Raw genomic sequence first — 25,249 nt, forward strand, 5'->3', positions numbered from 1 at the left:
GGTGGGGCGATTTACATCATGCGATTGATGCGGAATACATTGCCTTCGGGATCCAGGAGCACGGCCTGGTACCAGTTGTAATAGGTGGTATAGGGCTCCTTGATGAGGATGGCACCGGCGGCTACGGCGTCGGGCACAAAGCGGTCCACTTCCTCTTTGCTGTCAACGTCGATATTGAGCAGGAACTTGCAGCCTTTGGTATCGGCGTGATCCTCCAGCTTGAGCAGTTCATAGGCGTCCAGGGCGTTGAAGCCGATGCAGGAACGGCCGGTATCCAGGCCCCGGAAGATGGGGGAGTGGATCTCCGGGATCTCCCGGAACCCGAACAGGTCCCGGTAGAAACCACTGAGGGCTTCGATGTCCTTGGCGAAAACGTTGACGTAGGACAGGGTGCTCATATCAGGCCACCTCCTGCTTGTTGCCGCCGAAGGTGGTCTGTTTGACGAACTTGGACTTCAGGTGGTCGCCGGAGCTCACCGCCGGGTAGAGCGGACCCTCGCCGTCTTTCAGGCAGCTGGGCAGGCACTCGATGATGGCGTCGTAATTGGGCTGGTGGAAAAAGACGATCGACTGGCGCGGGTGGGTGGCGCTGGCGTCCAGCGGTGGGTTAACCACCCGGTGCAGGGTGGAGATCCACTGGTCATTGGTCCAGCGCATCATCAGGTCGCCGATATTCACCACAAAGCCGTTTTCAACGTAGGGCACATCCACCCAGTCGCCGTTCTGGTTGCGTACCTGCAGCCCGCCGGGGGAATCGTCCGGCTTGACGATGGTGAGGCTGCCGTAGTCGCTGTGGGCGCCGGCCCGCATCTGTCCCTCTTCGATATTGGTGCCCATGTTGGGGTAGCTGAGGGTCCTCAGCATGCTGATTTCCTTGTCGATCTTGTCGTCGAAGAAATGCTCGTCCAGTTTCAGGGCCAGGGCGAAGATGCGCATCAGCGAGCGGGCCAGATCGCTCATGGCCTCGAAATAGTCGCAGTAGGCGTCGCGGAAGCCGTCAACGGTTTCCGGCCACACATTGGGGGCGAAATGCGGGCCGGCTGCGGGCCCCAGGTGATAGTCGTCGTCCGGTACGCCGACCGGGCCGATGGAGAAAGACTCTTTCAGGTCACCGGGGGCGGCCTCTTCCAGGGAGTAGGACAGGCTCTCTTCGGCAACGGCACTGTAACCACGGACCATGTCCGGCCTCGGGCGGTCGGCCTTGCGTTTTTCCGCCATGGGCTGATCGAAGAATTGCCGGCTGAGGTTGTAGACGCGCTCCACCAGCTCTTTGGGGATGCCGTGGTTGGTGATGACCAGGAAACCGATGTCCTGGCAGGCCCGGTCAACCGCTTCGGCCACCTGTTGTTTACCTTCGGCAGAGCCCTCGAAATAGGGCCCGAGATCAATGGTTGGTACATGTTGCAGCTTCATGGCGCATGCCCTCGTGACAGGTCGGTTATTGCGAGAGTCCGGTCAGGCAGTAGCCGAATAGGGACCTATCTCGCTTGACGGAGGGCAAAGCAGCAAATGTGCCACTTCGGTTGATCCTTCTAAAACAACACGTTACGAATTCATGGTTTTCTGATGTGGATCAAATGGTCCAACTTAGAGCGTATGGTTTGAAGATGGGCACAAATTGAGGGCGGGCTTCGGGTGGAGGGAACAGAATTACGGGGATGGCCTGGGCACCCGTCCGGGAGCGTGATGCTCCCGGAGGTGGTGTCGGCTTCAGTTGACTGGCGTCAGTTGCGAGGCCTCAAGCCATCAAGGACAAGCTTTTCCAGGCTGGTCAGTGTTTCCTGGAAAAAATCGGGATCATCCAGTGTTTTGCCGGCCACGGCCTCAACCTGTACCCGAAAGTCGGCGTAATGCTGGGTGGTCGCCCAAAGGGAAAAGATCAGGTGGTAGGGCTCAATAGGGGCCAGTTTGCCCTGGTCGATCCAGGCACGGATCACGGTAACCTTGTTTTCCACCAGGTCATGGAGAGGCTGCTGCAGCTGATTGAGCAGTAACGGCGCCCCTTGCATCACTTCCATGCAGAACAGCCTGGATTCCGCCGGATGATCCCGCGAGAACTCCAGCTTCACCCTTATATAGTCCCTGATCGCGTCAATGGGATCCTGGTCTTCGGTAAAGGCCATCAACGGTTGAAGCCACAGGTCCAGCAGGTAACTCAGCACACTGGTGTACAGCTCTTCCTTGTTGCTGAAGTAGTAGAACAGGTTGGTCTTGGAGACATCGGCCCGGCTCGCGATCTGGTCGATGCTCGCGCCGTGCAGGCCGTACTGGGAAAAGGTGGCCAGGGCGGCCTCCAGTATCGCACTCCTCTTCCTTTCGGTGTGGCGCATCCGCCGGTTCAGCGACGCCGCCGTGGGGACACGCTGGCGCTTTCGCTTGCTGGCCTTTGCAGGCTCCTTGCCTCGTCTGATGGCGCTCACTGAATCCTCCGCTGGGAAAATGGCCGGCCCATTCTAGCACCGGAACGTCCGCTGGAAAGCTATCCGTGGCGATGCCCTGATCTGCCCCAAAAAAGCACGTACCGCACAAACCAAGTGCTCTAATTCGGACCAAATGGTCTGAAAAAATCAGAATGAATTAGTCAAGATCATGAAAATAAAAATAAAAAATGATTCTGGTCAATATTATGCAGCCGACTCGTTGACATCGGTGGGCAGGATCTTTGAGTCCACCTTCCTATTGGCAACCCGAGGGGAAACAGATGAACGTCGGAATCTTCATACCCATTGGCAACAACGGCTGGTTGATCTCGCGCAATGCGCCCCAGTACATGCCCACCTTTGAGCTGAACAAGGAAATCACCCAGAAAGCCGAGAGTTACGGTTTCGATTTCGCCCTGTCGATGATCAAGCTGCGGGGCTTCGGCGGTGAGACCGAATTCTGGGAGCACAACCTGGAGTCGTTCACGCTGATGGCCGGCCTGGCGGCCGTCACCAGCAAGATCCAGTTGTTCGCCACTGCTGCCACCCTGACGGTGCCACCGGCGATCGTCGCGCGGATGGCCTCCACCATCGACTCCATCTCCGATGGCCGTTTCGGCATCAACCTGGTGACTGGCTGGCAGAAGCCCGAGTACTCCCAGATGGGGCTCTGGCCGGGAGATGAGTTCTTCGGAACCCGCTATGAGTATCTGGGCGAGTACGCGCAGGTACTGCGGGAGCTGTGGGCCACCGGCCGCAGCGACTTCAAGGGCGAGCATTTCCAGATGGACGATTGCCGGGTCAGCCCCGTTCCCAAGGCCGACATGAAGGTGATCTGCGCGGGTCAGAGCGAGGCCGGCATGGCCTTCACGGCCAAATACGCCGACTACAACTTCTGCTTCGGCAAGGGCGTGAATACCCCGACCGCCTTTGCGCCCACCGTGGAACGTCTGGTCAAGGCCACCGAGAACAGTGGTCGGGACGTCAGTTCCGTGGCGCTGTTCATGATTATTGCGGCTGAAACCGATGAAGAAGCCCGCGAACGCTGGGAGTGGTACAAGGAAGGCGTTGACGAAGAAGCCATCGCCTGGCTGGGCGAGCAGGGCGCCGCGGACAAGACCTCCAAGTCCGATACCAACGTTCGCCAGATGGCGGATCCCACCTCGGCGGTGAATATCAACATGGGCACCCTGGTGGGCTCCTACGAAACCGTTGCCCGCATGCTGGATGAAGTGGCCACGGTGGAAGGCACCAGTGGTGTCATGCTGACCTTCGATGACTTCGTTAAGGGTGTGGAAGACTTCGGCCAGCATATCCAGCCGCTGATGAAGAGCCGTGCCCATGTGAATGAGCAGTTGGAGCCGGCGCTATGAGTATCGCAACGGAACAGTCCGGCTATGCCCTGAATACCGGTGCGGAGCCGTTACTGGAACTGGCCGGCAAGCCGGAGTCACTGCACCTGCGGGCCAGCGAAACCGCTCTGGTGGTCGTGGACATGCAGAACGCCTATTCCACCATTGGCGGCTACCTCGACCGGGCCGGTTTTGATGTATCCGCCACCGGACCGGTGATCCGACAGATCCAGAGGGCTGTCGCCACGGCCCGTGCCGCGGGTATGCCGGTGATCTTCTTCCAGAATGGCTGGGATCCGGAGTATGTGGAAGCCGGCGGCCCGGGATCTCCCAACTGGTACAAGTCCAACGCCCTGAAAACCATGCGGCGGGAGCCGGAGCTGAGCGGCAGCCTGCTGGCCAAGGGCACCTGGGACTATGACCTGGTGGATGAGCTGCAGCCCCGGGACGGTGACATTGTTATTCCCAAACCACGCTACAGCGGCTTCTTCAACACGCCATTCGACAGCATCCTGCGCAGCCGGGGTATCCGCAACCTGGTGTTCACCGGTATTGCCACCAATGTCTGCGTGGAATCCACCCTGAGGGATGGCTTCTTCCTGGAGTATTTCGGTGTCGTGCTGGCGGATGCCACCCACCAGGCCGGACCGGACTACATCCAGCAGGCGGCGCTCTACAACATCGAGACCTTCTTCGGCTGGGTGTCCTCCACCGAGGACTTCTGCCGCACCTTCTCACAGGCGGGTAACGCCGCTGAAAGCCAACCATCCCCAACGACTACTGCATAATCCAAGGAGTTCATCATGCCCAAGACTTCCATTATTCCAGAAGGCAGCGGCAAGCCGCTGGCCCCCTACGTACCTGGCTCCATGGCTGATGGCATTGTCTATGTTGCCGGCACCCTGCCGTTCGACAAGGACAACAACGTGGTCCATGTGGGCGACCCCGAGGCCCAGACCCGCCATGTGCTGGAGACCATCAAGGGCGTTGTCGAAACCGCTGGCGGTACCATGGACGATGTCACCTTCAACATGATCATGGTCACCGACTGGGCCCACTATGGGGCGGTCAACAAGGTCTACGCCGAGTACTTTCCCGGCGAAAAGCCGGCCCGCTACTGCATCCAGTGTGGTCTGGTGAAGCCGGACGCCCTGGTGGAAATCGCCAGTATTGCGCATGTGGGGAAGGGATGAGCTCCAGCGCACCGACCCTTTACTGGGAAAGCCAGGGGCCCGCCGATGGCGAGACCGTGGTGCTCAGTGCCGGCCTGGGAGGCTCGGGACACTACTGGGCACCCCAGTTGCCGGCGTTGAGGGAGCGATATCGGGTGCTGGTGTACGACCATTTCGGCACCGGGCGCAGCGGTGGCGAGATACCCGAGTATTACACCGTGGCCGATATGGCCGATGAGCTGGAAGCGATGCTGACCACGGCAGACGCCGGGCGGGTACATCTGGTGGGCCATGCCCTCGGTGGCCTGATCGGTATCGAGCTGGCGCGACGGGCGCCGGAACGGGTTGGCAGCCTGTTCCTGATCAATGCCTGGGCGTCACCCAATGCCCATACCCGTCGGTGTTTCTCGGTGCGGCGGACCCTGCTTGATGAAGCGGGGCCGGCGGCTTATCTGGAAGCCCAGCCCCTGTTCCTGTATCCGCCGGTGTGGATCGCGGAGAACAGTGAGTGGCTGGAACAGGAGTCCGCCCATGCGCTGGCCAGTTTCCCGTCGCGGGACAACCTGTTGCGTCGGATGGCCGCCCTTCAGGCCTGGCAGCCCAAGGCGGTTGACCTGGCAAAGGTCCGAACCGACGCCATGGTACTGGGCAGTCGCGACGATGCCCTGGTGCCCTGGAGCTGTTCCCAGGAGCTGGCGCAGCGCCTGCCCAATGCCAGTGTGAGACTGCTGCCCGTTGGTGGTCACGCCGTCAATGTAACCGAACCGGAACGGGTGAATGCCCTGCTGCTGGCCCATCTCCAGCGGCATCGACTGCCCGCGCATTCGTTCAAGACACAGGAGGCTCTATGAGCCAGATACTGGATGACCGGGCCCTCGGTCAGTTGTTTACCAGGGCCCGCACCCACAACGGCTGGCAGGACCGGCCAATTGATGATGACGACCTTCGCCAGCTCTACGATCTGGTAAAAATGGGCCCCACGTCCGCCAACTGCGGCCCGGCCCGCCTTGTCTTCGTTCGCACCGCCGAGGGCAAGGCGGCTCTGGAGCCGTGCCTGTCCAGCGGCAACCGGGACAAGACCATGAGCGCGCCGGTCACGGTGATTGTGGCCTACGACGAGCAGTTCTATGAAAAGCTGCCGGACCTGTTTCCCCACGGTGATGCCCGCAGCTGGTTCACCAGCAGTCCGGAAATGGCCTATGAAACGGCCTTCCGCAACAGTTCCATGCAGGCGGCTTACCTGATAATGGCCGCCCGCTCGCTGGGCATGGACACGGGACCCATGTCGGGGTTTGACCCGAACAGGGTTAACGAGGCCTTTTTTGAAGGCACCACCTGGAAGGTCAACCTGTTGATCAACCTCGGCTACGGGGACACTGACAAACTCTATGGCCGGCTGCCGCGTCTGGAGTTTGATGACGCCTGTCGCCTGGCCTGAGAAGGAGAGCACCATGAAAGCACAGCACTCAATAAGTGAGGTACTGACCATGCCGCCGCGGGTGGACAAGCAGAGTTTCCGGGATGCCATGTCGACCCTGGCGGCGGCGGTCAATGTGGTGACGACGGATGGCCCCGGTGGACGGGCAGGCTTTACCGCCACCGCTGTCTGCAGTGTCTGCGATGAGCCCCCGACCCTGCTGGTGTGCCTGAATCGCGGTGCGTCGGTTTACGATGTCTTCAGTCGCAACGATGCTCTGTGCGTGAACACGCTGACGGATACCCAGTCTGATCTGTCAAACCTGTTTGGCGGCAGGAGTTCCATGGAGGAACGCTTTGCGGCCGCCACCTGGGAACAGTCGGTGACCGGGGCGCCATTGCTTGAAGATGCCCTGGTCAGTTTCGACTGTACCATCAGCAAACGGGTCAACGTCGGTACCCATGACATCCTGTTCTGCGAGGTGGCCGGCGTCCGTCAGCGGGAGGACTCGGGCAGCCTTGTCTACTTTGATCGGGGCTACCATCATCTCAAAGCCCGTTAGCCTGCCAGACTCGCCGCCATCCGGTTCTGCTCCTCAATAATATGGGGCAGTGACCGGGTCAGCAGTTGTCCTTCCTCGATCACCACGCGACCGTTGATGATGCTCCAGTCCACCCGGGGCGGCGTGCAGAACACCAGCGAGGCCAGCGGATCGCTCTGGCCGCCGGCCATGGCGATGTCGTCGGTGCGGAAAGCGACGATGTCCGCGCAGTAGCCTGGCTGGATGCGGCCCAGGGCATCACCGCGCCCGAGTACTTCAGCACCTCCCCGGGTGGCCATACGCAGGGCTTCCCGGGCGGTCATGTCACCGGGATTCTGTTCCCGCACCCGCGCCGACAGCATCGCCAGCCGGGCCTCGTCCAGCAGGTTGCCGGTGTCGTTGGAGGCACTGCCATCCACCCCCAGGCCCACCTTGACCCCGGCATCCAGCATTTTCCTCACCGGCGCGATGCCGGAGGCCAGTCGCATGTTGGAGCAGGGGCAATGGGCAACGCCGGTGCCGGTGCGGGCGAACAGAGCAATGCCCGGCTCGTCCAGGTGGACGCAGTGGGCGTGCCAGACATCGTCGCCCACCCAGCCCACATCCTCGGTGAACTCCGTGGGGGTCATGCCATAGCGTTCCTTGCTGAAGGCCACATCCTTCCAGTTTTCCGCCGTGTGGGTGTGCAGGCCCACCTTCAGGGACCGGGCCATGGTGGCGGCTTCGCGCATCAGGTCGGTGGTTACGGTAAAGGGCGAGCAGGGCGCCAGGGCGACACGCACCATGGCGTCTGGGCGGTGGTCGTGGTGGGCTTCCACCACCCGCTGCATGTCCTTGAGGATCGCGCTTTCGTCTGTTTCCACCAGCTCATCCGGCGGCAGCCCGCCCTGGCTCTGGCCCAGGCTCATGGCACCCCGGGCGCCATGGAAGCGAATGCCCATCTCGGTGGCCGCCTGCACGCTGTCATCCAGGGTGATGCCGTTGACGTGCAGGTAGGCGTGGTCCGCCGCCGTGGTGCAGCCGGACAGCATCAGCTCCGCCATGGCGGTGCGGCTGGCGGCCCGCTGCATGGCCGGGGTGATGTTGCGCCACACCGGAAACAGGGCGCTGAGCCAGTCGAACAGCTCGCCATTCTGGGCGGCGGGCAGCGCCCGGGTCAGGGACTGGAACATGTGGTGGTGGGTGTTGATCAGCCCCGGAATCACCACGTGGCCTTCCAGGTCGATGGTGCGGTCGGCTTCGTCCGGGCACTCGGCCATGGCGCCGATCGCCTCAATGCGGTTGCCGCGGATCAGGATATAGCCGTTGTCGATCTCACTCTGGTCGTCGTCCATGGTGGCGATGACCCGGGCGTTCTTCAGTAGCAGCGTTTGTGTCATTGCTGTCGTCTTCTCATTGCAGGACATTGGAGCGTTTACCGCATGCAAGAGTAGTGCCTTCACTGTTTCGTGGAAAGGCTGACTTTATGGTCATAAAAGTGGCGCCGTGCACCTGCATGAAGCAAGGGTTCTGCTTTCATGGTCTATAAACAGGCGTTCTATAGCGATACAGGAAGTGGCACATCCGTTGCAGATATCCTGACCAGTTGGCTAACAAATTCTGGAAAAGCAACGGGGGAGAATATGGCGGACCAGGCACAGGAGGGGATACCCGTGATTGATTTCGGGCCCTTCCTCGACGGCTCACAGGTGGACCAGCAGGCGGTGGCGGATCAGATGCGGCAGGCGAGCCGCGACTGGGGGTTCTTTTACCTGGCCAATTGCGGCATGCCCGCAGACCGACTGACGGAGGCCTTTGCGGCATCGAAGGACTTCTTTGCGCTACCCGAGGACGAGAAGAACCAGGTGGCCTGGCAGAGTGCGGAAAGCAATCGGGGCTATGTGGGCATCAAACGCGAACGGCTGGATCCGTCCCGCCCGGGTGATCTGAAGGAGGCGTTCAACCTGGCGCCGGAACAGCCCCGGGATGTCCACAGGAACCTCTGGCCCGCTGGTCATCCACGGTTCGAGTCAGTGATGACGGATTTCCTGGACGAATGCATTCGCACCGCGGACCGGGTTCTGGAGGCCTTTGCCCTGGCGCTTGAGCAACCGTCGGATTTCTTCGTGGACGCCCACAACCGGCATCACCACACCCTGAGGCTGCTCCACTATCCACCGTTGCCGGAAGGTTTCGAGCCCCATGACGGCGAGAGCCGGGCTGGTGCGCATACCGACTACGGCAGTATTACCCTGCTGTTCCAGGACGAGGTGGGTGGCCTGGAGGTGCGCACCCGCGCCGGGGAATGGATCCGCGCAACGCCTATTCCCGGTACCGTGGTGGTCAACACCGGTGACCTGATGCACCGCTGGACCAACCACGTGTTCTGCTCCACGCCCCACCGGGTCAATGTGGCGCCGGAGCATCGCCACCGGGACCGCTATTCCATTGCTTTCTTCTGTCACCCCAACAAGGACGCGGAGATTGCCTGCATCGATTCCTGCGCGACGGCGGAGAATCCGCCCCTCTATGGCCCGATTACCGCGGGCCAGCATCTCCACGAAAAGCTGACCAATACCTACGGAACCTGAATCCCCTGAATGAGGAAGTAACCATGAAAACGTTAAAGACACTGGCCGCCGGCATCACCCTGTCCCTCGGCGCCCTATCCGGCTTCGCCCAGGCGGAGGAACTGACGCCGGTGACCGTGGCCACCACCTGGTACGCCCAGGCGGAGCACGGCGGTTTCTACGCCGCCAAGGCCATGGGCATCTATGAGGACTACGGCCTGGATGTCACCATCAAGATGGGTGGCCCCCAGGTGAACAACGTGCAGTTGCTGATGGGCGGCTCCGTGGATTTCATCATGGGCTATGCCCTGCAGTCCTTCAATTCCGTCAATCAGGACATCCCGCTGGTAACCGTGGCGGCCTTCTTCCAGAAAGACCCCCAGTCGCTGGTGGTTCACACCGGTGTCGGCAACGACTCCCTGGAGGATCTGAAGGGCAAGCCGATGCGGGTACCCACCGCCGGTCGTGTTGCCTACTGGCCCTGGCTGAAGACCGAGTATGGCTATACCGACGACCAGCTCCAGGCCTATGACTACAGCTTCGCGCCGTTTATCCGGGACGAACAGACCATCCAGCAGGGCTATGTCACCAACGACGGCTTCTTCCTGGAGCAGGCTGGCGTAGAGGGCAAGAGCCTGCTGCTGGCGGACTATGGCTGGGAAGCCTATTCCGCGACCCTGGATACCACCGCCGAGATGGTGGATGAGAATCCGGAGGTGGTGCGCAAGATGGTGGAAGCAACCGCCAAGGGCTGGGAAGCCTACTTCAAGGATCCGGCACCGGCCAACGCCCTGATCAAGGAAGACAACCCGGAAATGCAGGATGAACTGCTGGCCTACAGCCACGCGAAGATGCAGGAGGAAGGTATCCTGCTGTCCGGTGCGGCCGAAGGTGGCCAGTACGGCATGATGACCCGTGAGCGCTGGCAGGCCTTCTTTGAGGACATGGTGGCCGCCGATACCCTGCCGGAGGACCTGGACTGGGAGAGGGCCTTTGATCTGAGCTTTGTGGAAGCCGTGCACGCTGACTGAACACTCAGTCGTGACCAGAAAGGGCGGCGTTTGCCGCCCTTTTCGTTCCCGTTGGCTGGATCAGGTTGGTGAGCTGTTTACCGACACAAATTCCGCCAGGGCATTGGCGACCGCCTCCGGCGCTGCCACTTGCGGCACATGGCCGGTATCCAGTGATACTGCTTGTGCGCCGGGCACCAACTGCTGCATTTGGCGCTGCACCGGCAGCACCACCGAGCGGTCCTGGCGGGCTTCCACATACAGGCGTGGAATCTGCCCGAACCGCTCCGGTGTCCAGTGCGGCACCAGGGCGCGGCTGCCTTCGGCCTGGGGGCCAAAACGGGGAATGGCCTGGTTTGCTGTCGCATCGCTGACATCCTGCAGGAAAATCTCGCGAATGGCATGAGCCGGCACCCGTGAGACCTGACCTCCGGCCTCCCATTCGAGATATGGGCCGATACCGGACGCTTCCGGGTAGGCATCGACCATCTCGGCGACGAGCTCACCGAAACCAGTACCTGATGGCAGCATCATGCCCGCCAGGTAGGCGATACCAACGACTCGCTCGCTGACCGCCTCAGCCAGTTGGGTGGCCACGGCACCACCGCCGGAATGCCCCACCAGCAACAGCGGCCCGGTGATGGCACTGAGCTGTTGTTCAAGGTCGTCGACACATGCGGTCAGCGAGGCCTGTGCAGGATCACCGAGCCGCGCACCGCAACCGGGAAGATCCGGCGCCAGAACCCGGAACCCCCGGGCTTCCAGGAGTGGCGTAATGGTGTCCCACACCCAGCCGCCGGCCCAGGCCCCGTGGATCAACACCGCCGTCACCTTTGTTTCAGGCATAGGTCCTCCGGTACATCTCCATCAGGTGCGCTTCCACGGTGGTGGGCGGGTAATGGGGCTGGTCGCCGTCTGCCAGGCAGGAGGGCAGGCAAGCGACTTCATGGTCCGGGTTACCGCTGTAGAAGAAGGGCACCGAGTAGCGCTCCGCCCCCGACGTGTTGACCACCCGGTGCAGCGTGGAGCGGTAACGGTCGTTGGTCCAGCGGGCAATCATGTCCCCCAGGTTGACCACGAAGGTGCCGGGAACCGGGTCGGCATTGATCCAGCGGTCGTTGGCGGCATCCCACACTTGAAGCCCGGGGTTGTTGTCCAGCAGCAGGATGGTGACACCGCCGAAATCCGTGTGGGCGCCGCAGCCTTTCTCGCCGGGTTGAGGGTTCGGCGGTTGCGGCGGGTAATGCAGCAGTCGCAGGGTCGAGAGCGGTTGTTGGCAGAAATCGTCGAAGAAGTCCTGTGGCAGGTCCAGAGCCAGGGCCAGCGACTGCATGATCCTGTCGCTCAGCTCGTTCATGGCCTCAAAATACTCGCTCATGGTCTCGCGAAACGTCGGCAATGCCGGAGGCCACTGGTTGGGGCCATGGTTGAAGCGTCCGGCCCGGACCCGGGGATCCGAGTCGTCCAGTTCCTCGCCAATATAGAAGCCTTCCTTGAGGTCCGGCGGGCTGCCGGGTTCCAGGGTTTGTCCCTTCAACGGTTCGTAACCCCGGTTGGCCGTTGAGTGGGCCTTGTTGATGGCCTCCTTCTCCTCTGCCGGCAGGTCAAAGAGCGCCCGGGATTCCCGGAAGACCCGGGCGATCAGGCCATCAGGAATACCGTGGCGACAGATATAGAAGAACCCGGTATGCAGGCAGGCGTTATTCAGGGATCGGGCCAGCGACTGACGCTGTTCCTCGTTTCCCGCCAGCAGGGAAAGGTCGATGACGGGCAGGGCGGCGCCCGCCCCGGAATTCTTGCTCATGGTGTGGCTCCACTTTCTGTCTGCAATATTGTCCATGTGGTCAGTAATTCATAAAGCGTGCCATTGGGAACTGTGATCTGGCGGGACCTCGACGCCGGGAATCCGTTGGCCTGTGAGCGATTGCGACCAGAACCGTCGCCGGACACCGGCCTCATATGAGGGCGTGTCGCGTTTTTGTGCACTAGTTTCGGGCGCCTGATCCGGTTGAACGACAGGCCCTGGCCCGGGCTGGAGTTTCAGTGCTTCTGGTGTGGCCCTGTGGCCGGAGGCGGGTAGAAGGGTGAAAGGTCTCGTTTTTCAGGCGGTTCGTCAGTTCTGGCGGGAATTATGCAACAGACGTTTCCAAGCTGGCCTGTCGTTTGCTTTCTCCTGATAAAACCTGACCGAATGATCAATAAAATTCGGCGGGCGATAAACCATGAAAGGGGAAAAGCACATGCACAAGCGTCTTACACGTTCATTCCTGCTGGCGGCCTCATTGACCGGCGGGCTCATGGCCCAGTCGGTACTAGCCGCCGACGAAGTGACCTACCAGCTCGATTGGCTGCCGGGTGGGGACAAGTCCCCGGTCTATGTGGGTGTCCAGGAAGGCTTCTTCGAGGAGGAAGGCCTGGAAGTCAGCATCGCCAGCGGTCGTGGCTCCACCGATGCGATCACCAAGATCGCCACTGGCCAGGCGGATATTGGCAGCGCCGACATCGGTGCCCTGATGGCGGCCAAGGCCCAGGATGACAGCCTGCCGGTGAAGGCCGTCTACAGCATCTTCAACCAGGCGCCCCATGCCTTCTTCACCCTGGAGAAGAACGACATCAGCGAGATGGCGGATATGGATGGCAAGAAAGTCGCCACCTCGCCGTTCACCTCGTCCAACGCCTTCCTGCCGTTGGTGCTGAAGGAGAACGGCATGGCGGAAGACGCGGTCCAATTGACCAAGGCGGACCCGGGAGCATTGGGCCCCATGCTGATGAATGGTGGCACCGACGCCATTATCGCCTGGGTCACCAACATTGCCCTGTTTGCCGATCAGGCTGAAGCCACCGGTAACGAACTGGTGGTGTTGCCCTGGTCCGACGCTGGCCTTGAACTCTACTCCTCCTCCGTGGTGGCCAGCGAGAAGTTCCTGAGCGAGCGCCCGGATGTGGCCAAGCGCTTCATGCGGGCCTTCGACAAGTCCCTGAAGTTCACCCATGACAACCCGCGCCAGGCGGCGGAAGCCCTCAACAGCATGGTGCCGGAAGTGGATGTGGACGTGGCCACCGCGCAGATCGGCGACACCATGGAGCTGGTGGTCAACAACGTGAGCGAGCGGGACGGCCTCGGTGCCCTGACCGAAGACCGGGTTGCGCTGACCTGGGACTGGGTATCCCAGGCGGAAAAGCTGGAAAAGGACGTTCTGGATCCGGAAGCGATCATCGACCGCACTCTGCTTGAGGCCCTGTAAGCATGACGGAACCCGCCACCAATCGTTCGTTTGTCCGGCTCTCCGGAGTCGGGCACCGGTACGATCCCACTCCTGGGGTGCCGCCGGCCGTGACCGGCATCGACCTGGACATCCGCCGTCACGAGTTCGTGGCGGTGGTGGGGCCCTCCGGTTGCGGCAAGTCGACCCTGTTGCGGATGATCTCCGGCCTGCTGACACCGTCCGAGGGCGAGGTCTCGGTGTTTGGTATGCCGGTCACGGGGCCCCGGGACGATGTCGGCATCGTGTTCCAGAAGCCGACCCTGCTGCCCTGGCTGACGGTGCGCAAGAACGTGCTGTTCCCGCTCAAACACAAGTTTGGCCGTTACGGTCGGGATGACGAGAAGCGCGCCGACGAGCTGCTGGCGATGGCGGGCCTGGAAAGCTTTGCCAACAAGATGCCGGACGAGTTGTCCGGTGGCATGCAGCAGCGGGTCGGCATTGTCCGGGCGCTGCTGCTGAACCCGGATATCCTGCTGATGGACGAGCCCTTCTCGGCCCTGGACGCCATGACCCGGGAGCAGATCGGCTTCGACCTGCTGAAGATCTGGGAGGAGAACCCCAAGACCGTGCTGTTCATTACCCACTCCATCGCCGAGGCGGTACTGCTGGCGGACCGGGTGCTGGTGATGAGCAAGCGACCCGGCACCGTGCTTGAAGTGCTGGATGTGGATATCCCCCGACCAAGGACGGCCCATACCATCTCCGAACCACGGTTCGGGCAACTCACCGAACGCCTGAGGAAGCATATCTATGAGCCTGACGCTGCCTGAAGGCAGGACGCGGGCCTCGCTTCTGATGGCCGCGCCCTGGTTGTTCTTCCTGGCGCTGATCCTGTTGTGGGAGCTGGTATGCCAGGTGTTCTCGTTACCGGAATACGTGCTGCCGGCGCCAACGGCCATTGTCGATGCCTTCTTCAAGGTGGAGATGAGCCGCTGGTTCACTCACCTCTGGGCGACCCTGAGGGTGGCGCTGATGGGGTTTGCGGTGTCCATACTGGTCGCTATCCCCATTGCCATTGCCATGATGCGTTCGGAATTCCTGAGCCGCACGCTCTACCCGCTGCTGGTGGTGATCCAGTCCACGCCGGTGGTGGCGGTGGCGCCGCTGATCATCGTGCTGATGGGGTCGGACGATCCGTCGCGGGTGCTAATCACCTGCCTGCTGACGTTCTTCCCGCTGGTGGTGTCCACCGCCACGGGCATCAATGAGACGCCGGAGGAACTGGTCGAGTTGAGCCGTTCGCTGGATGCGCCGCTACGCCGGGAAACCTGGCAGATCCGCATTCCCTACGCCATTCCCCACATCTTCAGTGGCCTGCGGGTGGCCATCACCCTGGCCATTATCGGGGCCGTGGTGGCGGAGTTCGTGGCCGCCGAGGAGGGGCTTGGCTACTTCATCCAGTTCTCCACCTCGTTCTTCCGCATTCCCCAGGCCTTTGCCGGCCTGTTTTTCCTGGCGGTGGTGAGCCTGCTGCTGTTCAAGTCCGTGCAGTGGACCCAGCAGCTGTTCTTCCCCTGGAGCCTGCCCCGCAAGGCCCGTTGAGACACGTTTTATAAGAGGACTACCGAATTGGAACCAAGCAAAGCCGACCTGCGGTTCATCCGCAAGACCCTGGACCTGGCCAGCAGCGCCGCGGCCCAGGGCATCCATCCGTTTGCCGCCATTCTGGTGGACGACCAGGGGGAAGTGCTGATGGAGCAGATCAATGCCTACCTGCCACACCAGGACATGACCGGCCACGCCGAGCGGGTGCTGATGACCCGCGCCAGCCAGACCTGGCGACCGGAAGAGATGGCCGCCTTCACCATGTATGTATCGGCGGAGCCCTGCTGCATGTGCGCCGGCGCCGCGTACTGGGCCGGGCTGGGGCGGCTGGTCTACGGCGTCAGCGAGCACCGCCTGAAGCAAATGACCGGCAACCATCCGGAGAACCCGACCCTGGACCTGCCCTGCCGAGAGGTGTTCGCCTCCGGCCAGCGTGAGGTTGAGGTGATCGGCCCGGTACTTGAGGACGAGGCCGCCGAGGTCCACGAGACCTTCTGGCGCAACCAGAAGCACTGAGGGCCCCTGTCATGAACGAAAGCCGCGTCACCGTCGTTGTTGATTCCCGTTACGGCACCACCCTGGCGTTGGCCAAGGCCATTGCCGAAGGCGCAGGGTCAGAGGGTGCCGAGGTCCGCCTGTGTCGGGTGGATATTCATGAGCCGGAATTCAGCGTGGACGCCGATCGGGAAGACTTCGTGGCCGCCCAGGCGGAATACCGTGACCTGCCAAGGGCCACCGCCGACGACCTGGCCTGGGCCCAGGGCATCGTCTGGGGATCGCCCACACGCTATGGCCTGATGAGCACGCCGCTGCGGGCCTTTATAGATGAAGTCGCACCGCTGTGGCGACAGGGAGCGCTGATCGGCAAGGTGGGCGCCGCTTTCACTTCCACCGGGGGCATGCATTCCGGCAACGAGATGACCCTGCTGTCCCTGCTGCTGCCGTTCATGCAGCACGGCATGGTGCTGGCCGGGGTGCCCCACAGCGTGCCGGAGCTGGTGCGCACCACCAAGGGTGGCTCGCCCTATGGGGCTTCCGTGGTCACCGGATTTGATGGCGCCCGGGGTGTGGATGACAACGAACTGGCGATTGCCCGGGCGCTTGGTGCCAGGGTGGCCCGTCTCTCCCGCCAGATTGAGCCGGAACCCGCCTCCGTTGAGCTGGCCGCTTATGCTGAGGCTCCCGATTAAGGGACGAAGATGCAAGTGTTGCGTCTTCCTTATTGCCGCCTTCGGGCGGCTTTTTTAGTGCGCCCGGCACGGGCGCACTCCTGGAGGTGAAAGTCCTCCCGTGAGCTGGCCACAGCGAACGAAGTGAAGCGCAACTGCGGAAGGGTGACCGACCGTGGGGAGGAAGCGTGGATCGTAAACCGCGAGCCGATGAACAAGAATCGGGTACGAGGCACCGCCAAGCAGGGCGAGCGGGCTAAAAGCCGCGAAGCTCTTGTGGTCAAGGCGAGGTGGTGTAAATCCGGCGGTTGTGCGGTGAAGGAGTGTGTTCTTACCCGGGGAGATCTCGCCTCATGCCTGAAAGGGCGACGTGGCAACACGGAGCGAGAAGTCAGCAGAGGCCATAGTAGCCGCTAACTGAGGGCGAAGGGCCGAACGAGAAGGAGCGTCAAACGCCTTGTCGATGAGCACTGTAACGCATCAGATGCCCGCGCCAGCGGGGCGGGTCGCGGAACGGGATGGTGAAGCCTTGCCGGAAGTGGCCAGCGATGAAACAGGACTCCCGCGACGAGAACCGGAGGGCGCAGGGCGAGGCCTGCTGGAGCAGGCGTTCGCACGAGAGAATATGCAACGGGCATGGAAGCGCGTGAAGGCCAACAAGGGATCGGCAGGTGTGGACGGGCTGGATGTTGCCCAGACCGCTGAACACCTGCGATGGACGTGGCCGGAGCTTCGCCAGCGGCTGCTGGACGGTTCTTACCGGCCACAGCCCGTTCGTCGGGTAGGCATCCCGAAATCGGACGGCAGTGAGCGGGAACTGGGCATACCCACCGTCACTGATCGTCTGATTCAACAGGCACTGCTGCAAGTGCTGCAACCCCTGATTGATCCCACCTTCAGCAAGCACAGCTACGGCTTCCGCCCGGGCCGTCGGGCCCACGACGCGGTGCTGGCTGCGCAACGCTACGCTCAGCAAGGCCGCCACATCGTGGTGGATGTTGATCTGTCGAAGTTCTTCGACCGGGTCAACCACGACATCCTGATCGACCGTCTGAAGAGGCGCGTGAACGACCCCGGGATCATCCGGCTGGTTCGTGCGTACCTGAATGCGGGCATCATGGATGACGGCGTGGTCATCCGGCGCGTAGACGGGACGCCGCAAGGCGGCCCGCTCTCGCCGTTGCTGGCCAATGTCCTGCTGGATGAGGTGGATCAGGAACTGGAGCGCCGGGGGCATTGCTTTGCCCGTTACGCCGATGACTGCAATGTCTACGTGCGCAGTCAACGAGCCGGTGAACGCGTGATGCGGCTATTGCGCCGCTGCTACAACAAACTGCGCCTGAGGGTTAACGAATCCAAGAGCGCGGTTACCAGCGTGTTCGGTCGTAAGTTCCTTGGGTATGCTTTATGGCAGACGAGGGACGGCGAGGTAAGGCGTGGACTGTCCAGCAAGGCGTTGCAGTTGTTCAAGCGGAGGATCAGGCATCTGACCCGCCGCAATGGCGGGCGCAGTATTGAACAGGTGGTAGAGAAACTCCGCAGCTACCTGCTGGGATGGAAAGGGTACTTCCGGCTGGCGCAAACGCCACGCATCCGGCGATCACTGGATGAGTGGATACGTCGTCGCTTGAGAGCCCTTCACCTTAAGCAATGGCGACGGGGCAAGACGACTTACCGGGAACTGCTGCGCCTTGGCGCGAGCCCCTGGGTTGCGGAATCGGTGGCGGCCCTGAGCCGCCGCTGGTGGCATAATAGTCGGTCTGCCATCCATAATGTGCTGACGGTTGCCTACTTCGATCGGTTGGGAGTGCCGCGTCTCTCATGACCTCAACTTCTCGAACCGCCCGGTGCGGACCCGCTTGCCGGGTGGTGTGGGAGGGGCGGTGCCTTATGGCTCCCCCCTATCCCGATTAGCTGTAGAGCACTGCTCATGATCAAAACCGGTGCAATTGGCCAGAAGCTGGGTCAGCGTAGTGCGCTGCCGGATCCTCTGTAATCGTTTTATTGTCATGAAATATAAGGTGTTTCCCGTTTATCCGGGAGTGGCACGGCGGTTGCTTTTAAAAACCTGAACAAATGGTCAATTAAAGAGCGACGCAGTCGCCGTATTCACAGGAGAGACTCCATGGCACTATCAACACGCGCCACGCTTGGCGGCGCCATCACCATGGCAGGCATGCTGGCCCTGTCACCGGCATCCGCCGAGGAGCTGGACAAACTGGTGTTCGGCACCAACTGGTACGCCCAGGCCGAGCACGGCGGCTTCTACCAGGCCCTGGCCACCGGCCTGTACGAGGATTACGGCCTGGATGTGGAAATCAAAATGGGTGGCCCCCAGGTCAACGGCACACAGTTACTGGTCAGTGGTCGCTATGACCTGTTGATGGGCTACCCCATCGGCAACATCAACGCCGTGGAGAAGGGGCTGCCGGTAATGACCGTGGCCGCTTCCATGCAGGGGGATCCCCAGGCACTGATAGCCCACCCGCATATTGAATCCATCGAGCAGATCAAGGAAGAGGAACTGCCGGTCTATATCGCCACCTTCGCCCATTCCACCTTCTGGCCATGGCTGAAGGCGGAGTATGGTTTCGAGGATGACGTTGTCCATGCCTATACCTTCAGCGTGGCGCCCTTTCTGAACGACGAGAGTATTGTCCAGCAGGGCTATCTCTCGTCCGAGCCTTTCGCCATCCGCAAGGGCGGCATCGAGCCAAGCGTCTTCCTGTTGTCCGACTACGGCTACCCTCCCTACGCCACCACCATCGAAACGACCACCGATATGGTCGAGGAACGCCCCGATGTGGTGAAGCGCTTTGTGCAGGCCAGCATGGAGGGCTGGAAGAGCTACCTGGAAGATCCCGCCCCGGGCAACGAGCTGATCATGCAGGAAAACCCGGAAATGACCCCGGAGCAGATCGCCTACGGCATCGAAAAGATGAAGGAGTACGAGCTGGTCACCGGTGGCGATGCCCAAACCATGGGCATCGGTGTCATGACCGAAGAGCGCTGGCAGAAGATCAGGGACTTCATGGTGGAAGCGGACCTGGCGTCGGAAGACCTGGACCTGAGTAAGGTCTACACCCTGGACTTCCTGCCTGAAGAGCCGGTGCTTCCCTAAGCGCCGACGCTAACCCCATCCTGATGCCGGGCGGTCAGAGAGTCCGGCCGGCCCTGGAGACATCACTATGACAGCTAGCAAGGTTATGCCCCTGAACCCGGCGCCGGAGACCGAGGCAACCGCTCCTGAAAGCGGCGCTGCGGCCTCACGCCCGGTACTGCAGGTGGATGGCGTCAACAAGATCTATGGCAATGGCACCGTGGCCCTCAAAGGAGCCGATCTCACCGTCAAGGAGGGTGAGTTTGTCAGCCTGCTGGGACCATCCGGCTGCGGCAAGAGCACCCTGCTGCGCATTATGGCGGGATTGGGTGAGGTGACCAGCGGTACCGTGAAGTGGTGGGAGCAGGACTACGGTGTGGTCGGCAGCAAGGGACGCAAGCTGGCCTTTGTGTTCCAGAACGCCACCCTGATGCCCTGGGCCCGGGTGCGCAAGAACGTGCGCCTGCCCCTGGACCTGGAGCACGCGGGCAAGTCGCCGGAGGCGGAGCGGAAGATCGACGACGCCCTGGGCATGGTGGGCCTGCAGGGCTTCGATAACAGCTTCCCCCGGGAACTGTCCGGCGGCATGCAGATGCGTGCCTCTATCGCCCGGGCCATGGTAACCGAGCCCAATCTGCTACTGATGGACGAGCCCTTCGGTGCGCTGGACGAGATGACCCGGAACAAGCTCAACGACGATGTGCTCAAACTGTGGAAGGACAATGGCTGGACCATCGTGTTCGTCACCCACAGCGTCTATGAAGCCGTGTACCTGTCCAACCGCGTGGTGGTGATGGCGGCCCGCCCTGGTCGCATCGTGGACGATATCACCATCGATGAACCCTATCCGCGATCACCGGATTTCCGGGTATCCACCGAATTCGCCGGATACTGCCGACAGGTATCCCAGGCCCTGGAACGGGCCAGCGCCATGGGTGAGGACCGTGATGAGGAGAGCCAGTCATGAAAACCCCGCTGATCCGTAATGAACGCTTCGTGCAGATTGCCGCCCCCCTGCTGGTGGGCGTACTGGTGCTGCTGATGTGGCAGTTCACCGTGATGGCGTTTGAGGTGCCCAAGTACCTGGTGCCCAGCCCCGTGGACATCGGCCAGTCGCTGGTGTCTGACTTCCCGTCGTTGTTTAATGCCTTGCTGATGACCCTGAAGGTGACCTTCCTGGCCTTCGCTATCGCGGTGATTCTCGGTGTCGCCGCATCGCTGCTGTTTGTGCAGAGCAAGTGGATCGAGATCAGCCTGTTCCCCTACGCGGTGCTGATGCAGGTGACACCGGTGGTGGCCATTGCGCCGCTGATCATCATCTGGGTCAATGACACCACCTGGGCGCTGACCATCTGTGCGGTGATCGTGGCCATCTTCCCGATTATTTCCAACACCACCCTGGGGTTGCGTAGTGTCGACCCGAACCTGCTGAGCATGTTCCGCATGTACCGGGCCAGTCGCTGGCAGGAACTGGTTCGGCTGCGGATTCCCGGCGCGCTGCCGTACTTCTTCGGCGGTCTGCGGATCAGCTCCGGCCTGGCACTGATTGGCGCCGTGGTGGCGGAGTTTGTGGCCGGTACCGGCGGGGCAAAGGCAGGGCTGGCCTACATGATCCTGCAATCCGGCTACAACCTGCAGATTCCCAGGATGTTCGCCGCCCTGATTCTGATCACTGTAACCGGCATCCTGCTGTTCGCCCTGATGGTGTGGATGTCCGACAGGGCCCTGCGCAACTGGCATGAGAGTGCGCTGAAGGTTGAGCACTGACCATGTCACGACCCGCCGAAGCCGTGACGGCGGCAGGACCCGGTTATGCCTGGCGTAACGGGTACCTGCTGCTGGCGTTTACCGCCCTGACCTGGGGCATCAACTTTCCGATCCTGAAGATGGGGCTGAGTTACAGCCCACCGCTGTTGTACACCACCCTGCGCATGATCCTGGGCACCATCACCATGTTTGTGATCGCCCGCTGTCTGGGGATCCTGCGGGTGCCCCATCGGTCGGATATCCCGGTGGTATTCTCGGTGGGGCTGTTGCAGAACATGGGCTTCATCACCCTTGTGACCATGGGCATGCAGTTCATGCCTGCCGGTCGGGCAGCCATCCTGGCCTATACCTCGCCGATTTGGGTGGTGCCGGCGGCGGCCCTGTTCCTGGGGGAGCGGTTTACCCTGGCGCGGGCCCTGGGTACCGGCCTGGGGCTGGCGGGGTTGATGGCTATTTTCAATCCCCTGACCATCGACTGGGAGGCACCGGGTACGCTGACTGGCGGCGGACTGATTGTGCTGGCGACGCTGGTCTGGACGGCGGGGCTTGTCCATGTCCGCAAGCACCGGTGGCACGGTGACGTATTGTCGTTGATCCCCTGGCAACTGCTCTCGTCGGTGTTCCTGCTGGTGCCCCTGTCGCTGTTAATGGAGGATGCGGCCAGCATCCGCTGGGAGCCGGCCTTCCTGGTGAATATCTTCTTCAGTGGCGCGCTGGCCTCCGGGGTTTGTGTTGCCGCGCAGGTGGGGGCCATCCGGTCGCTGCCGGCGGTGACCATGTCCCTCAGTTCCGCAGCCGTGCCCGCCGTGGGGCTTATTTCATCGGCGGTCATTCTGGGGGAAAGACCGGGTAGCATGGATATCGTCGGCTTTTGCCTGATTGGTCTGGGTATCCTGTTGGTGGGGCTGGCGGACCGGCGGCTGGCACGACGCATCAGCGCACTTTCCTGACAAGCAGGGTCCTAGGGCGGTGGACCGTCCTCAGGGTAGGGCTCGTTCGGTCGGGGAGTGGTGGCGGTCCGGTTTGTACGTTTCTGGAGCAGGCGGGCAAAGTCCAGCAGCAGTTCACGGTCCTTTTGCATCAGCGAGACGAACACGGCGTTCAGGGCGGTTTGCGACGGATCCTTGCCAGTGCCTTGGCAGGATGCCAGGAAAATGTCGGCCATGGAACATTCCAGGGCCTGGGTAATCCGGTAGAGCAGGTCCAGGCTTGGATTGGCCATGTCCCGCTCAATGCGGGACAGGTTGCCCACATGGGACCCGGTTTTTTCCGCCAGCTCGGCCAGGGTGAGGCCTTTGTGTTTCCTGAACTGGCGCAGTGCCTGACCTAGACTCATGTTGCCGTTGCCTGACTACAGGGGCAGCAAGACCGGTAGTGTCACTGGGGCATTTTACCCGCCAGGTTCATGCATCCAGTGAAAAATACCTGCCTTTTCTAACTAAATCATCTCAGCTTCAGAAGAATCATGGCAAGCAACTTTGTCGAAAACGGGGGCTAATCGTGCGGGAAGTTGCGCTGGGTCAATTTTGCAAAAGCTGACAGGCGTCCTCGACCGGGATGGGTTTTGACAGCAGGAATCCCTGGGCCAGGTCGCAACCCAGTTCCTCCAGTATGGCCAGCTGCTGCTGGGTCTCCACGCCTTCCGCGGTGACTTTCAGGCCGAATGCCTTTGCAATCAGCACCACGGCCTGCAGGACCGTCCTGCCGGTACTGGTGGCGACTTCATCGGTGAAGGACTTGTCCACCTTGAGCTCATCCACCTGGAGGTTCTTGAGGTAACTGAGTGACGAGTAGCCGGTGCCAAAGTCATCGATGGCCACTTTCACACCAGCTTTTCTGAGGGCAGACAGGTTATTGGTGACAGTATCGTTGGGGGCCAGGAACACCCCTTCGGTGAGCTCAATCTCCAGTAGCCTCGGGTCGAGGCGGGCAGCTTCCAACTGCCCCAGGATAAACCCCGCCAGTTCCGGGTTGGAAAAGTGGGGGGCGGTGATATTGACCGCAACGGGGAGTGGCCTGTCGCTAAGGCTGGCAATCCTGCCAATGGCGGCACAGGCCAGTCGGATAACATACCGGTCCAGACGCTGTCCGAGCCTGGAGTGCTCCACCAGGGGAATGAACTCGGCGGGTGAAATGAAGCCCAGTTCCGGATCCTGCCAGCGGACCAGGGCCTCGAAACCGGATATCCGCCCGGAGGGAATGTCGTACTTCGGTTGCAGCAGGATATGGGGTATCCGGTCTTCAATGGCACGCTTCAGGGCCTGCTCAATGTCCAGGCGACGGTGAAGTTGGCTGTGGGATTCCCGGTTGAACAGGGCGATGGTTTCCCTGCGGGTGCGGGCGTCCTTCATGGCGGATTCGGCCAGGTCGGGCAGGCGATGGAGGTCTTTGCTGTCTTCCGGGTAGAAGGCGACACCAATGGCGACATCTATCGAGAGGTCCTGGCCATCCACCAGCAGACTGCGCCCTATCCCGGATACGAGCCGCCCCGTGACGTCCCTGACCTCCCGTAACCGGGAAACCAGAGAGGCAACGAGAAAATCGTCGGCACCGATCCTGGCGGCAAGGCTGGTGTTGCCGGTGATGGACTGGATCCGGCGGGCAACCTCGTTGAGGACGCTGTTACCGCTGTCGAAGCCATGTCTCTGGTTCACCAGTCCGAAGTTTTCCAGGTCGATATGGATGACCGAGAAGGCCGGTACCCCCGAGGTCCAGGACGCAAGTGCATTCATGAACCCCTGTTTGTTATAGAGACCGGTGATCGTGTCATGGTTTCTCAGGTAGTCCGCCTCGCGCCGGGCATCTTCCATTTCGGAGATGTCCACCCCGAAGCCCTGAAGTTCCGCAGCTTCGTCGTCGTTGCCCCCGGGCCGGGTAAAGGTCCATTCTACCTGTGGCTTCCGTGATGGTGCCGCCATGGTCATTTTCACGGTTAGCTGCTGGACGTCGGTGGCGTCAAACAGCTGACCCAGCAGGTCGCGGATGGCCGCCTCGTTTTCGGTGGCGAAACGGTACAGGGGCGTACCGATCAGTTCCCCGTGGGACTTGCCCAGACATTTCATGAATGACCGGTTGGCAAAGGTAATCTTCAGGTCGGTATCGACCCGGCAGATCATCTGGGTCTGGCTGTGGACGATCTCCTTGTAGCGCTTTTCCGCCACAGCCAGTTTACGCAACGCATCATGGTAGTCGGACAGATTATGGCAGATGCCGATAAAGTGCTTTTCGTTATGGTGCCATGCCTCGCCAACCGACAGGTGCAGGGGGAAGCGGGAGCCGTCCTTGCGCTGGCCCACCACGTCCCGACCGATACCGATGATCCTGGCCTCACCGGTGCGCAGATAGTTGTCGATATAGGCGTCGTGATGTTTTGCGTAGTGATCGGGCATCAGCAGGGAGACATTGCGGTCCAGTACCTCCGACCGTTGATAGCCGAACAGTGACTCCGCGGCCTGGTTGAACATGCGTATGTGCCCGCGGGCATCAATGGTGATGATGGCATCCACCGCCGCCTCGAACAGCGCCCGGTTCAGGTTTTCCGCGGAACGTTGTCGGTCTGTGGCATCACGCTCTGCAGACAGGTCACGGCAGACACTGATGAACAGGCGGTGCTCCTCCAGCTTGGCTTCCCCGATTTCCAGGGACATGGGGAAGGTATTCCCCTGCCGGTCCTGGGCCGTCACCTGATACCCCACACCGTTCAGCGGGTGCTCGCCGTTGCGGAGTTCGGTAAAACAGTCCACAACTTCCTGGCGGTGTTTTGGCGCCAGCAGCAGGGAAAAGTGCTGGTCCAGGCAGGCGGGTGCTTCCAGCCCGAAGAGGTTTTCGGCCGAGCTGGAGAAGTGGCGGATATGCCCGTGCCCGTCCAGGATGATGATCGCATCCGAGGCGGCGTCGATCAGTTTCTGGGTGATTTCTCCGACCTGCATGGGGTTACTCCC

At 61.5% G+C, this 25,249-nt stretch carries 26 protein-coding genes; 18 read left to right on the plus strand and 8 right to left on the minus strand.

The genetic code is table 11. The features are described 5' to 3' along the window. Positions 1-11 precede the first annotated feature (11 nt). The 3 genes from RO069_RS10310 to rutR form a co-directional block, all read right to left on the minus strand. Entirely contained in the window at positions 12-398 is a 387-nt protein-coding gene (locus tag RO069_RS10310) for a VOC family protein (protein ID WP_328187290.1), read from the minus strand. A gap of 1 nt (position 399) precedes the next feature. Next, positions 400-1,413: an isopenicillin N synthase family dioxygenase gene (locus RO069_RS10315; RefSeq protein WP_328187292.1), complete on the minus strand. Its 1,014-nt coding sequence runs from the start codon at positions 1,411-1,413 to the stop codon at positions 400-402. Positions 1,414-1,724: 311 nt separating this feature from the next. After that, positions 1,725-2,330, minus strand: a complete 606-nt coding sequence (gene rutR / locus RO069_RS10320; protein WP_442915362.1) for an HTH-type transcriptional regulator RutR — start codon at positions 2,328-2,330, stop codon at positions 1,725-1,727. A gap of 371 nt (positions 2,331-2,701) precedes the next feature. On the opposite strand from rutR, the gene rutA reads away from it, so the two are divergent. Genes rutA through rutF form a run of 6 tightly spaced genes read left to right on the plus strand, consistent with a single transcriptional unit; the run spans position 2,702 to position 6,923 of the window. Beyond that, positions 2,702-3,793: a pyrimidine utilization protein A gene (gene rutA, locus RO069_RS10325; RefSeq protein ID WP_328187294.1), complete on the plus strand. Its 1,092-nt coding sequence runs from the start codon at positions 2,702-2,704 to the stop codon at positions 3,791-3,793. Next, positions 3,790-4,560 carry a pyrimidine utilization protein B gene (gene rutB / locus RO069_RS10330; RefSeq protein ID WP_328187296.1) on the plus strand — a complete coding sequence of 257 codons (771 nt, stop codon included), beginning with the start codon at positions 3,790-3,792 and terminating at the stop codon, positions 4,558-4,560. The genes rutA and rutB overlap by 4 nt, the downstream gene beginning before the upstream one ends. A gap of 15 nt (positions 4,561-4,575) precedes the next feature. Beyond that, positions 4,576-4,965, plus strand: a complete 390-nt coding sequence (rutC, locus tag RO069_RS10335) for a pyrimidine utilization protein C (protein ID WP_328187297.1) — start codon at positions 4,576-4,578, stop codon at positions 4,963-4,965. Beyond that, positions 4,962-5,795, plus strand: a complete 834-nt coding sequence (gene rutD / locus RO069_RS10340; RefSeq protein WP_328187298.1) for a pyrimidine utilization protein D — start codon at positions 4,962-4,964, stop codon at positions 5,793-5,795. Before rutC ends, rutD begins: the two co-directional genes overlap by 4 nt. Beyond that, positions 5,792-6,382, plus strand: coding sequence for a malonic semialdehyde reductase (locus RO069_RS10345; RefSeq protein WP_328187300.1), 591 nt, complete (start codon positions 5,792-5,794; stop codon positions 6,380-6,382). Before rutD ends, RO069_RS10345 begins: the two co-directional genes overlap by 4 nt. A gap of 13 nt (positions 6,383-6,395) precedes the next feature. Continuing rightward, on the plus strand, positions 6,396-6,923 hold the full coding sequence (rutF, locus tag RO069_RS10350; protein ID WP_328187301.1) for an NADH-dependent FMN reductase RutF: 528 nt from the start codon (positions 6,396-6,398) through the stop codon (positions 6,921-6,923). On the opposite strand, the gene RO069_RS10355 is transcribed toward rutF, so the two are convergent. Continuing rightward, a complete protein-coding gene (locus RO069_RS10355; RefSeq protein WP_328187303.1) occupies positions 6,920-8,281 on the minus strand; it encodes an 8-oxoguanine deaminase in 1,362 nt (453 codons plus the stop codon). The two genes, rutF and RO069_RS10355, sit on opposite strands and share 4 nt — an antisense overlap. 243 nt (positions 8,282-8,524) lie before the next feature. Here RO069_RS10355 and RO069_RS10360 point away from each other — a divergent pair, with 243 nt between their 5' ends. After that, a complete protein-coding gene (locus RO069_RS10360; protein ID WP_328187304.1) occupies positions 8,525-9,472 on the plus strand; it encodes an isopenicillin N synthase family dioxygenase in 948 nt (315 codons plus the stop codon). A gap of 23 nt (positions 9,473-9,495) precedes the next feature. Next, positions 9,496-10,482 carry an ABC transporter substrate-binding protein gene (locus RO069_RS10365; protein ID WP_328187306.1) on the plus strand — a complete coding sequence of 329 codons (987 nt, stop codon included), beginning with the start codon at positions 9,496-9,498 and terminating at the stop codon, positions 10,480-10,482. Positions 10,483-10,542: 60 nt separating this feature from the next. Here RO069_RS10365 and RO069_RS10370 read toward each other — a convergent pair whose 3' ends face one another. Beyond that, positions 10,543-11,307 carry an alpha/beta fold hydrolase gene (locus tag RO069_RS10370; protein ID WP_328187308.1) on the minus strand — a complete coding sequence of 255 codons (765 nt, stop codon included), beginning with the start codon at positions 11,305-11,307 and terminating at the stop codon, positions 10,543-10,545. Further along, entirely contained in the window at positions 11,300-12,265 is a 966-nt protein-coding gene (locus RO069_RS10375; RefSeq protein WP_328187310.1) for an isopenicillin N synthase family dioxygenase, read from the minus strand. Before RO069_RS10375 ends, RO069_RS10370 begins: the two co-directional genes overlap by 8 nt. A gap of 436 nt (positions 12,266-12,701) precedes the next feature. Between RO069_RS10375 and RO069_RS10380 the strand changes: the two genes are divergently transcribed. The 10 genes from RO069_RS10380 (at position 12,702) to RO069_RS10425 (ending at position 22,258) form a co-directional block, all read left to right on the plus strand. After that, positions 12,702-13,706 (plus strand): ABC transporter substrate-binding protein, encoded by a 1,005-nt coding sequence (locus tag RO069_RS10380; RefSeq protein WP_328187312.1) that lies wholly within the window; start codon positions 12,702-12,704, stop codon positions 13,704-13,706. A 2-nt stretch (positions 13,707-13,708) separates the two neighbouring features. Further along, positions 13,709-14,497, plus strand: a complete 789-nt coding sequence (locus RO069_RS10385; RefSeq protein ID WP_328187314.1) for an ABC transporter ATP-binding protein — start codon at positions 13,709-13,711, stop codon at positions 14,495-14,497. Further along, positions 14,478-15,269, plus strand: coding sequence for an ABC transporter permease (locus RO069_RS10390; protein ID WP_328187315.1), 792 nt, complete (start codon positions 14,478-14,480; stop codon positions 15,267-15,269). Before RO069_RS10385 ends, RO069_RS10390 begins: the two co-directional genes overlap by 20 nt. A 48-nt stretch (positions 15,270-15,317) precedes the next feature. After that, positions 15,318-15,788, plus strand: a complete 471-nt coding sequence (locus tag RO069_RS10395) for a nucleoside deaminase (protein ID WP_442915363.1) — start codon at positions 15,318-15,320, stop codon at positions 15,786-15,788. An 11-nt stretch (positions 15,789-15,799) separates the two neighbouring features. Further along, positions 15,800-16,462: an NAD(P)H:quinone oxidoreductase gene (gene wrbA / locus RO069_RS10400; protein ID WP_328187318.1), complete on the plus strand. Its 663-nt coding sequence runs from the start codon at positions 15,800-15,802 to the stop codon at positions 16,460-16,462. Positions 16,463-16,898: 436 nt separating this feature from the next. Continuing rightward, a complete protein-coding gene (ltrA, locus tag RO069_RS10405; RefSeq protein ID WP_442915360.1) occupies positions 16,899-18,266 on the plus strand; it encodes a group II intron reverse transcriptase/maturase in 1,368 nt (455 codons plus the stop codon). 300 nt (positions 18,267-18,566) lie between these two features. Continuing rightward, on the plus strand, positions 18,567-19,562 hold the full coding sequence (locus RO069_RS10410) for an ABC transporter substrate-binding protein (protein WP_328187320.1): 996 nt from the start codon (positions 18,567-18,569) through the stop codon (positions 19,560-19,562). Between the two features lie 67 nt (positions 19,563-19,629). Next, positions 19,630-20,508 (plus strand): ABC transporter ATP-binding protein, encoded by an 879-nt coding sequence (locus RO069_RS10415; RefSeq protein ID WP_328187321.1) that lies wholly within the window; start codon positions 19,630-19,632, stop codon positions 20,506-20,508. Then, positions 20,505-21,308 carry an ABC transporter permease gene (locus tag RO069_RS10420; RefSeq protein WP_328187323.1) on the plus strand — a complete coding sequence of 268 codons (804 nt, stop codon included), beginning with the start codon at positions 20,505-20,507 and terminating at the stop codon, positions 21,306-21,308. The genes RO069_RS10415 and RO069_RS10420 overlap by 4 nt, the downstream gene beginning before the upstream one ends. 2 nt (positions 21,309-21,310) lie before the next feature. After that, complete coding sequence (locus RO069_RS10425; protein WP_328187325.1) at positions 21,311-22,258, plus strand: DMT family transporter; 948 nt, start codon at positions 21,311-21,313, stop codon at positions 22,256-22,258. 11 nt (positions 22,259-22,269) lie between these two features. Here RO069_RS10425 and RO069_RS10430 read toward each other — a convergent pair whose 3' ends face one another. Next, on the minus strand, positions 22,270-22,644 hold the full coding sequence (locus RO069_RS10430; RefSeq protein WP_328187326.1) for a helix-turn-helix domain-containing protein: 375 nt from the start codon (positions 22,642-22,644) through the stop codon (positions 22,270-22,272). A gap of 184 nt (positions 22,645-22,828) precedes the next feature. Next, positions 22,829-25,237, minus strand: coding sequence for a sensor domain-containing protein (locus RO069_RS10435; RefSeq protein WP_328187328.1), 2,409 nt, complete (start codon positions 25,235-25,237; stop codon positions 22,829-22,831). Positions 25,238-25,249: the final 12 nt, after the last annotated feature.

The sequence above is a fragment of the Marinobacter sp. OP 3.4 genome, from assembly GCF_036224885.1.
Classification (GTDB): domain Bacteria; phylum Pseudomonadota; class Gammaproteobacteria; order Pseudomonadales; family Oleiphilaceae; genus Marinobacter.

Bases quoted from the DNA above. Each gene is read 5' to 3' on its own strand.
- RO069_RS10310 (WP_328187290.1), bottom strand. From the start codon at position 398: ATGAGCACCCTGTCCTACGTCAACGTTTTCGCCAAGGACATCGAAGCC.
- RO069_RS10315 (WP_328187292.1), bottom strand. From the start codon at position 1,413: ATGAAGCTGCAACATGTACCAACCATTGATCTCGGGCCCTATTTCGAG.
- rutR (WP_442915362.1), bottom strand. From the start codon at position 2,330: ATGCGCCACACCGAAAGGAAGAGGAGTGCGATACTGGAGGCCGCCCTG.
- rutA (WP_328187294.1), top strand. From the start codon at position 2,702: ATGAACGTCGGAATCTTCATACCCATTGGCAACAACGGCTGGTTGATC.
- rutB (WP_328187296.1), top strand. From the start codon at position 3,790: ATGAGTATCGCAACGGAACAGTCCGGCTATGCCCTGAATACCGGTGCG.
- rutC (WP_328187297.1), top strand. From the start codon at position 4,576: ATGCCCAAGACTTCCATTATTCCAGAAGGCAGCGGCAAGCCGCTGGCC.
- rutD (WP_328187298.1), top strand. From the start codon at position 4,962: ATGAGCTCCAGCGCACCGACCCTTTACTGGGAAAGCCAGGGGCCCGCC.
- RO069_RS10345 (WP_328187300.1), top strand. From the start codon at position 5,792: ATGAGCCAGATACTGGATGACCGGGCCCTCGGTCAGTTGTTTACCAGG.
- rutF (WP_328187301.1), top strand. From the start codon at position 6,396: ATGAAAGCACAGCACTCAATAAGTGAGGTACTGACCATGCCGCCGCGG.
- RO069_RS10355 (WP_328187303.1), bottom strand. From the start codon at position 8,281: ATGACACAAACGCTGCTACTGAAGAACGCCCGGGTCATCGCCACCATG.
- RO069_RS10360 (WP_328187304.1), top strand. From the start codon at position 8,525: ATGGCGGACCAGGCACAGGAGGGGATACCCGTGATTGATTTCGGGCCC.
- RO069_RS10365 (WP_328187306.1), top strand. From the start codon at position 9,496: ATGAAAACGTTAAAGACACTGGCCGCCGGCATCACCCTGTCCCTCGGC.
- RO069_RS10370 (WP_328187308.1), bottom strand. From the start codon at position 11,307: ATGCCTGAAACAAAGGTGACGGCGGTGTTGATCCACGGGGCCTGGGCC.
- RO069_RS10375 (WP_328187310.1), bottom strand. From the start codon at position 12,265: ATGAGCAAGAATTCCGGGGCGGGCGCCGCCCTGCCCGTCATCGACCTT.
- RO069_RS10380 (WP_328187312.1), top strand. From the start codon at position 12,702: ATGCACAAGCGTCTTACACGTTCATTCCTGCTGGCGGCCTCATTGACC.
- RO069_RS10385 (WP_328187314.1), top strand. From the start codon at position 13,709: ATGACGGAACCCGCCACCAATCGTTCGTTTGTCCGGCTCTCCGGAGTC.
- RO069_RS10390 (WP_328187315.1), top strand. From the start codon at position 14,478: ATGAGCCTGACGCTGCCTGAAGGCAGGACGCGGGCCTCGCTTCTGATG.
- wrbA (WP_328187318.1), top strand. From the start codon at position 15,800: ATGAACGAAAGCCGCGTCACCGTCGTTGTTGATTCCCGTTACGGCACC.
- RO069_RS10410 (WP_328187320.1), top strand. From the start codon at position 18,567: ATGGCACTATCAACACGCGCCACGCTTGGCGGCGCCATCACCATGGCA.
- RO069_RS10415 (WP_328187321.1), top strand. From the start codon at position 19,630: ATGACAGCTAGCAAGGTTATGCCCCTGAACCCGGCGCCGGAGACCGAG.
- RO069_RS10420 (WP_328187323.1), top strand. From the start codon at position 20,505: ATGAAAACCCCGCTGATCCGTAATGAACGCTTCGTGCAGATTGCCGCC.
- RO069_RS10425 (WP_328187325.1), top strand. From the start codon at position 21,311: ATGTCACGACCCGCCGAAGCCGTGACGGCGGCAGGACCCGGTTATGCC.
- RO069_RS10430 (WP_328187326.1), bottom strand. From the start codon at position 22,644: ATGAGTCTAGGTCAGGCACTGCGCCAGTTCAGGAAACACAAAGGCCTC.
- RO069_RS10435 (WP_328187328.1), bottom strand. From the start codon at position 25,237: ATGCAGGTCGGAGAAATCACCCAGAAACTGATCGACGCCGCCTCGGAT.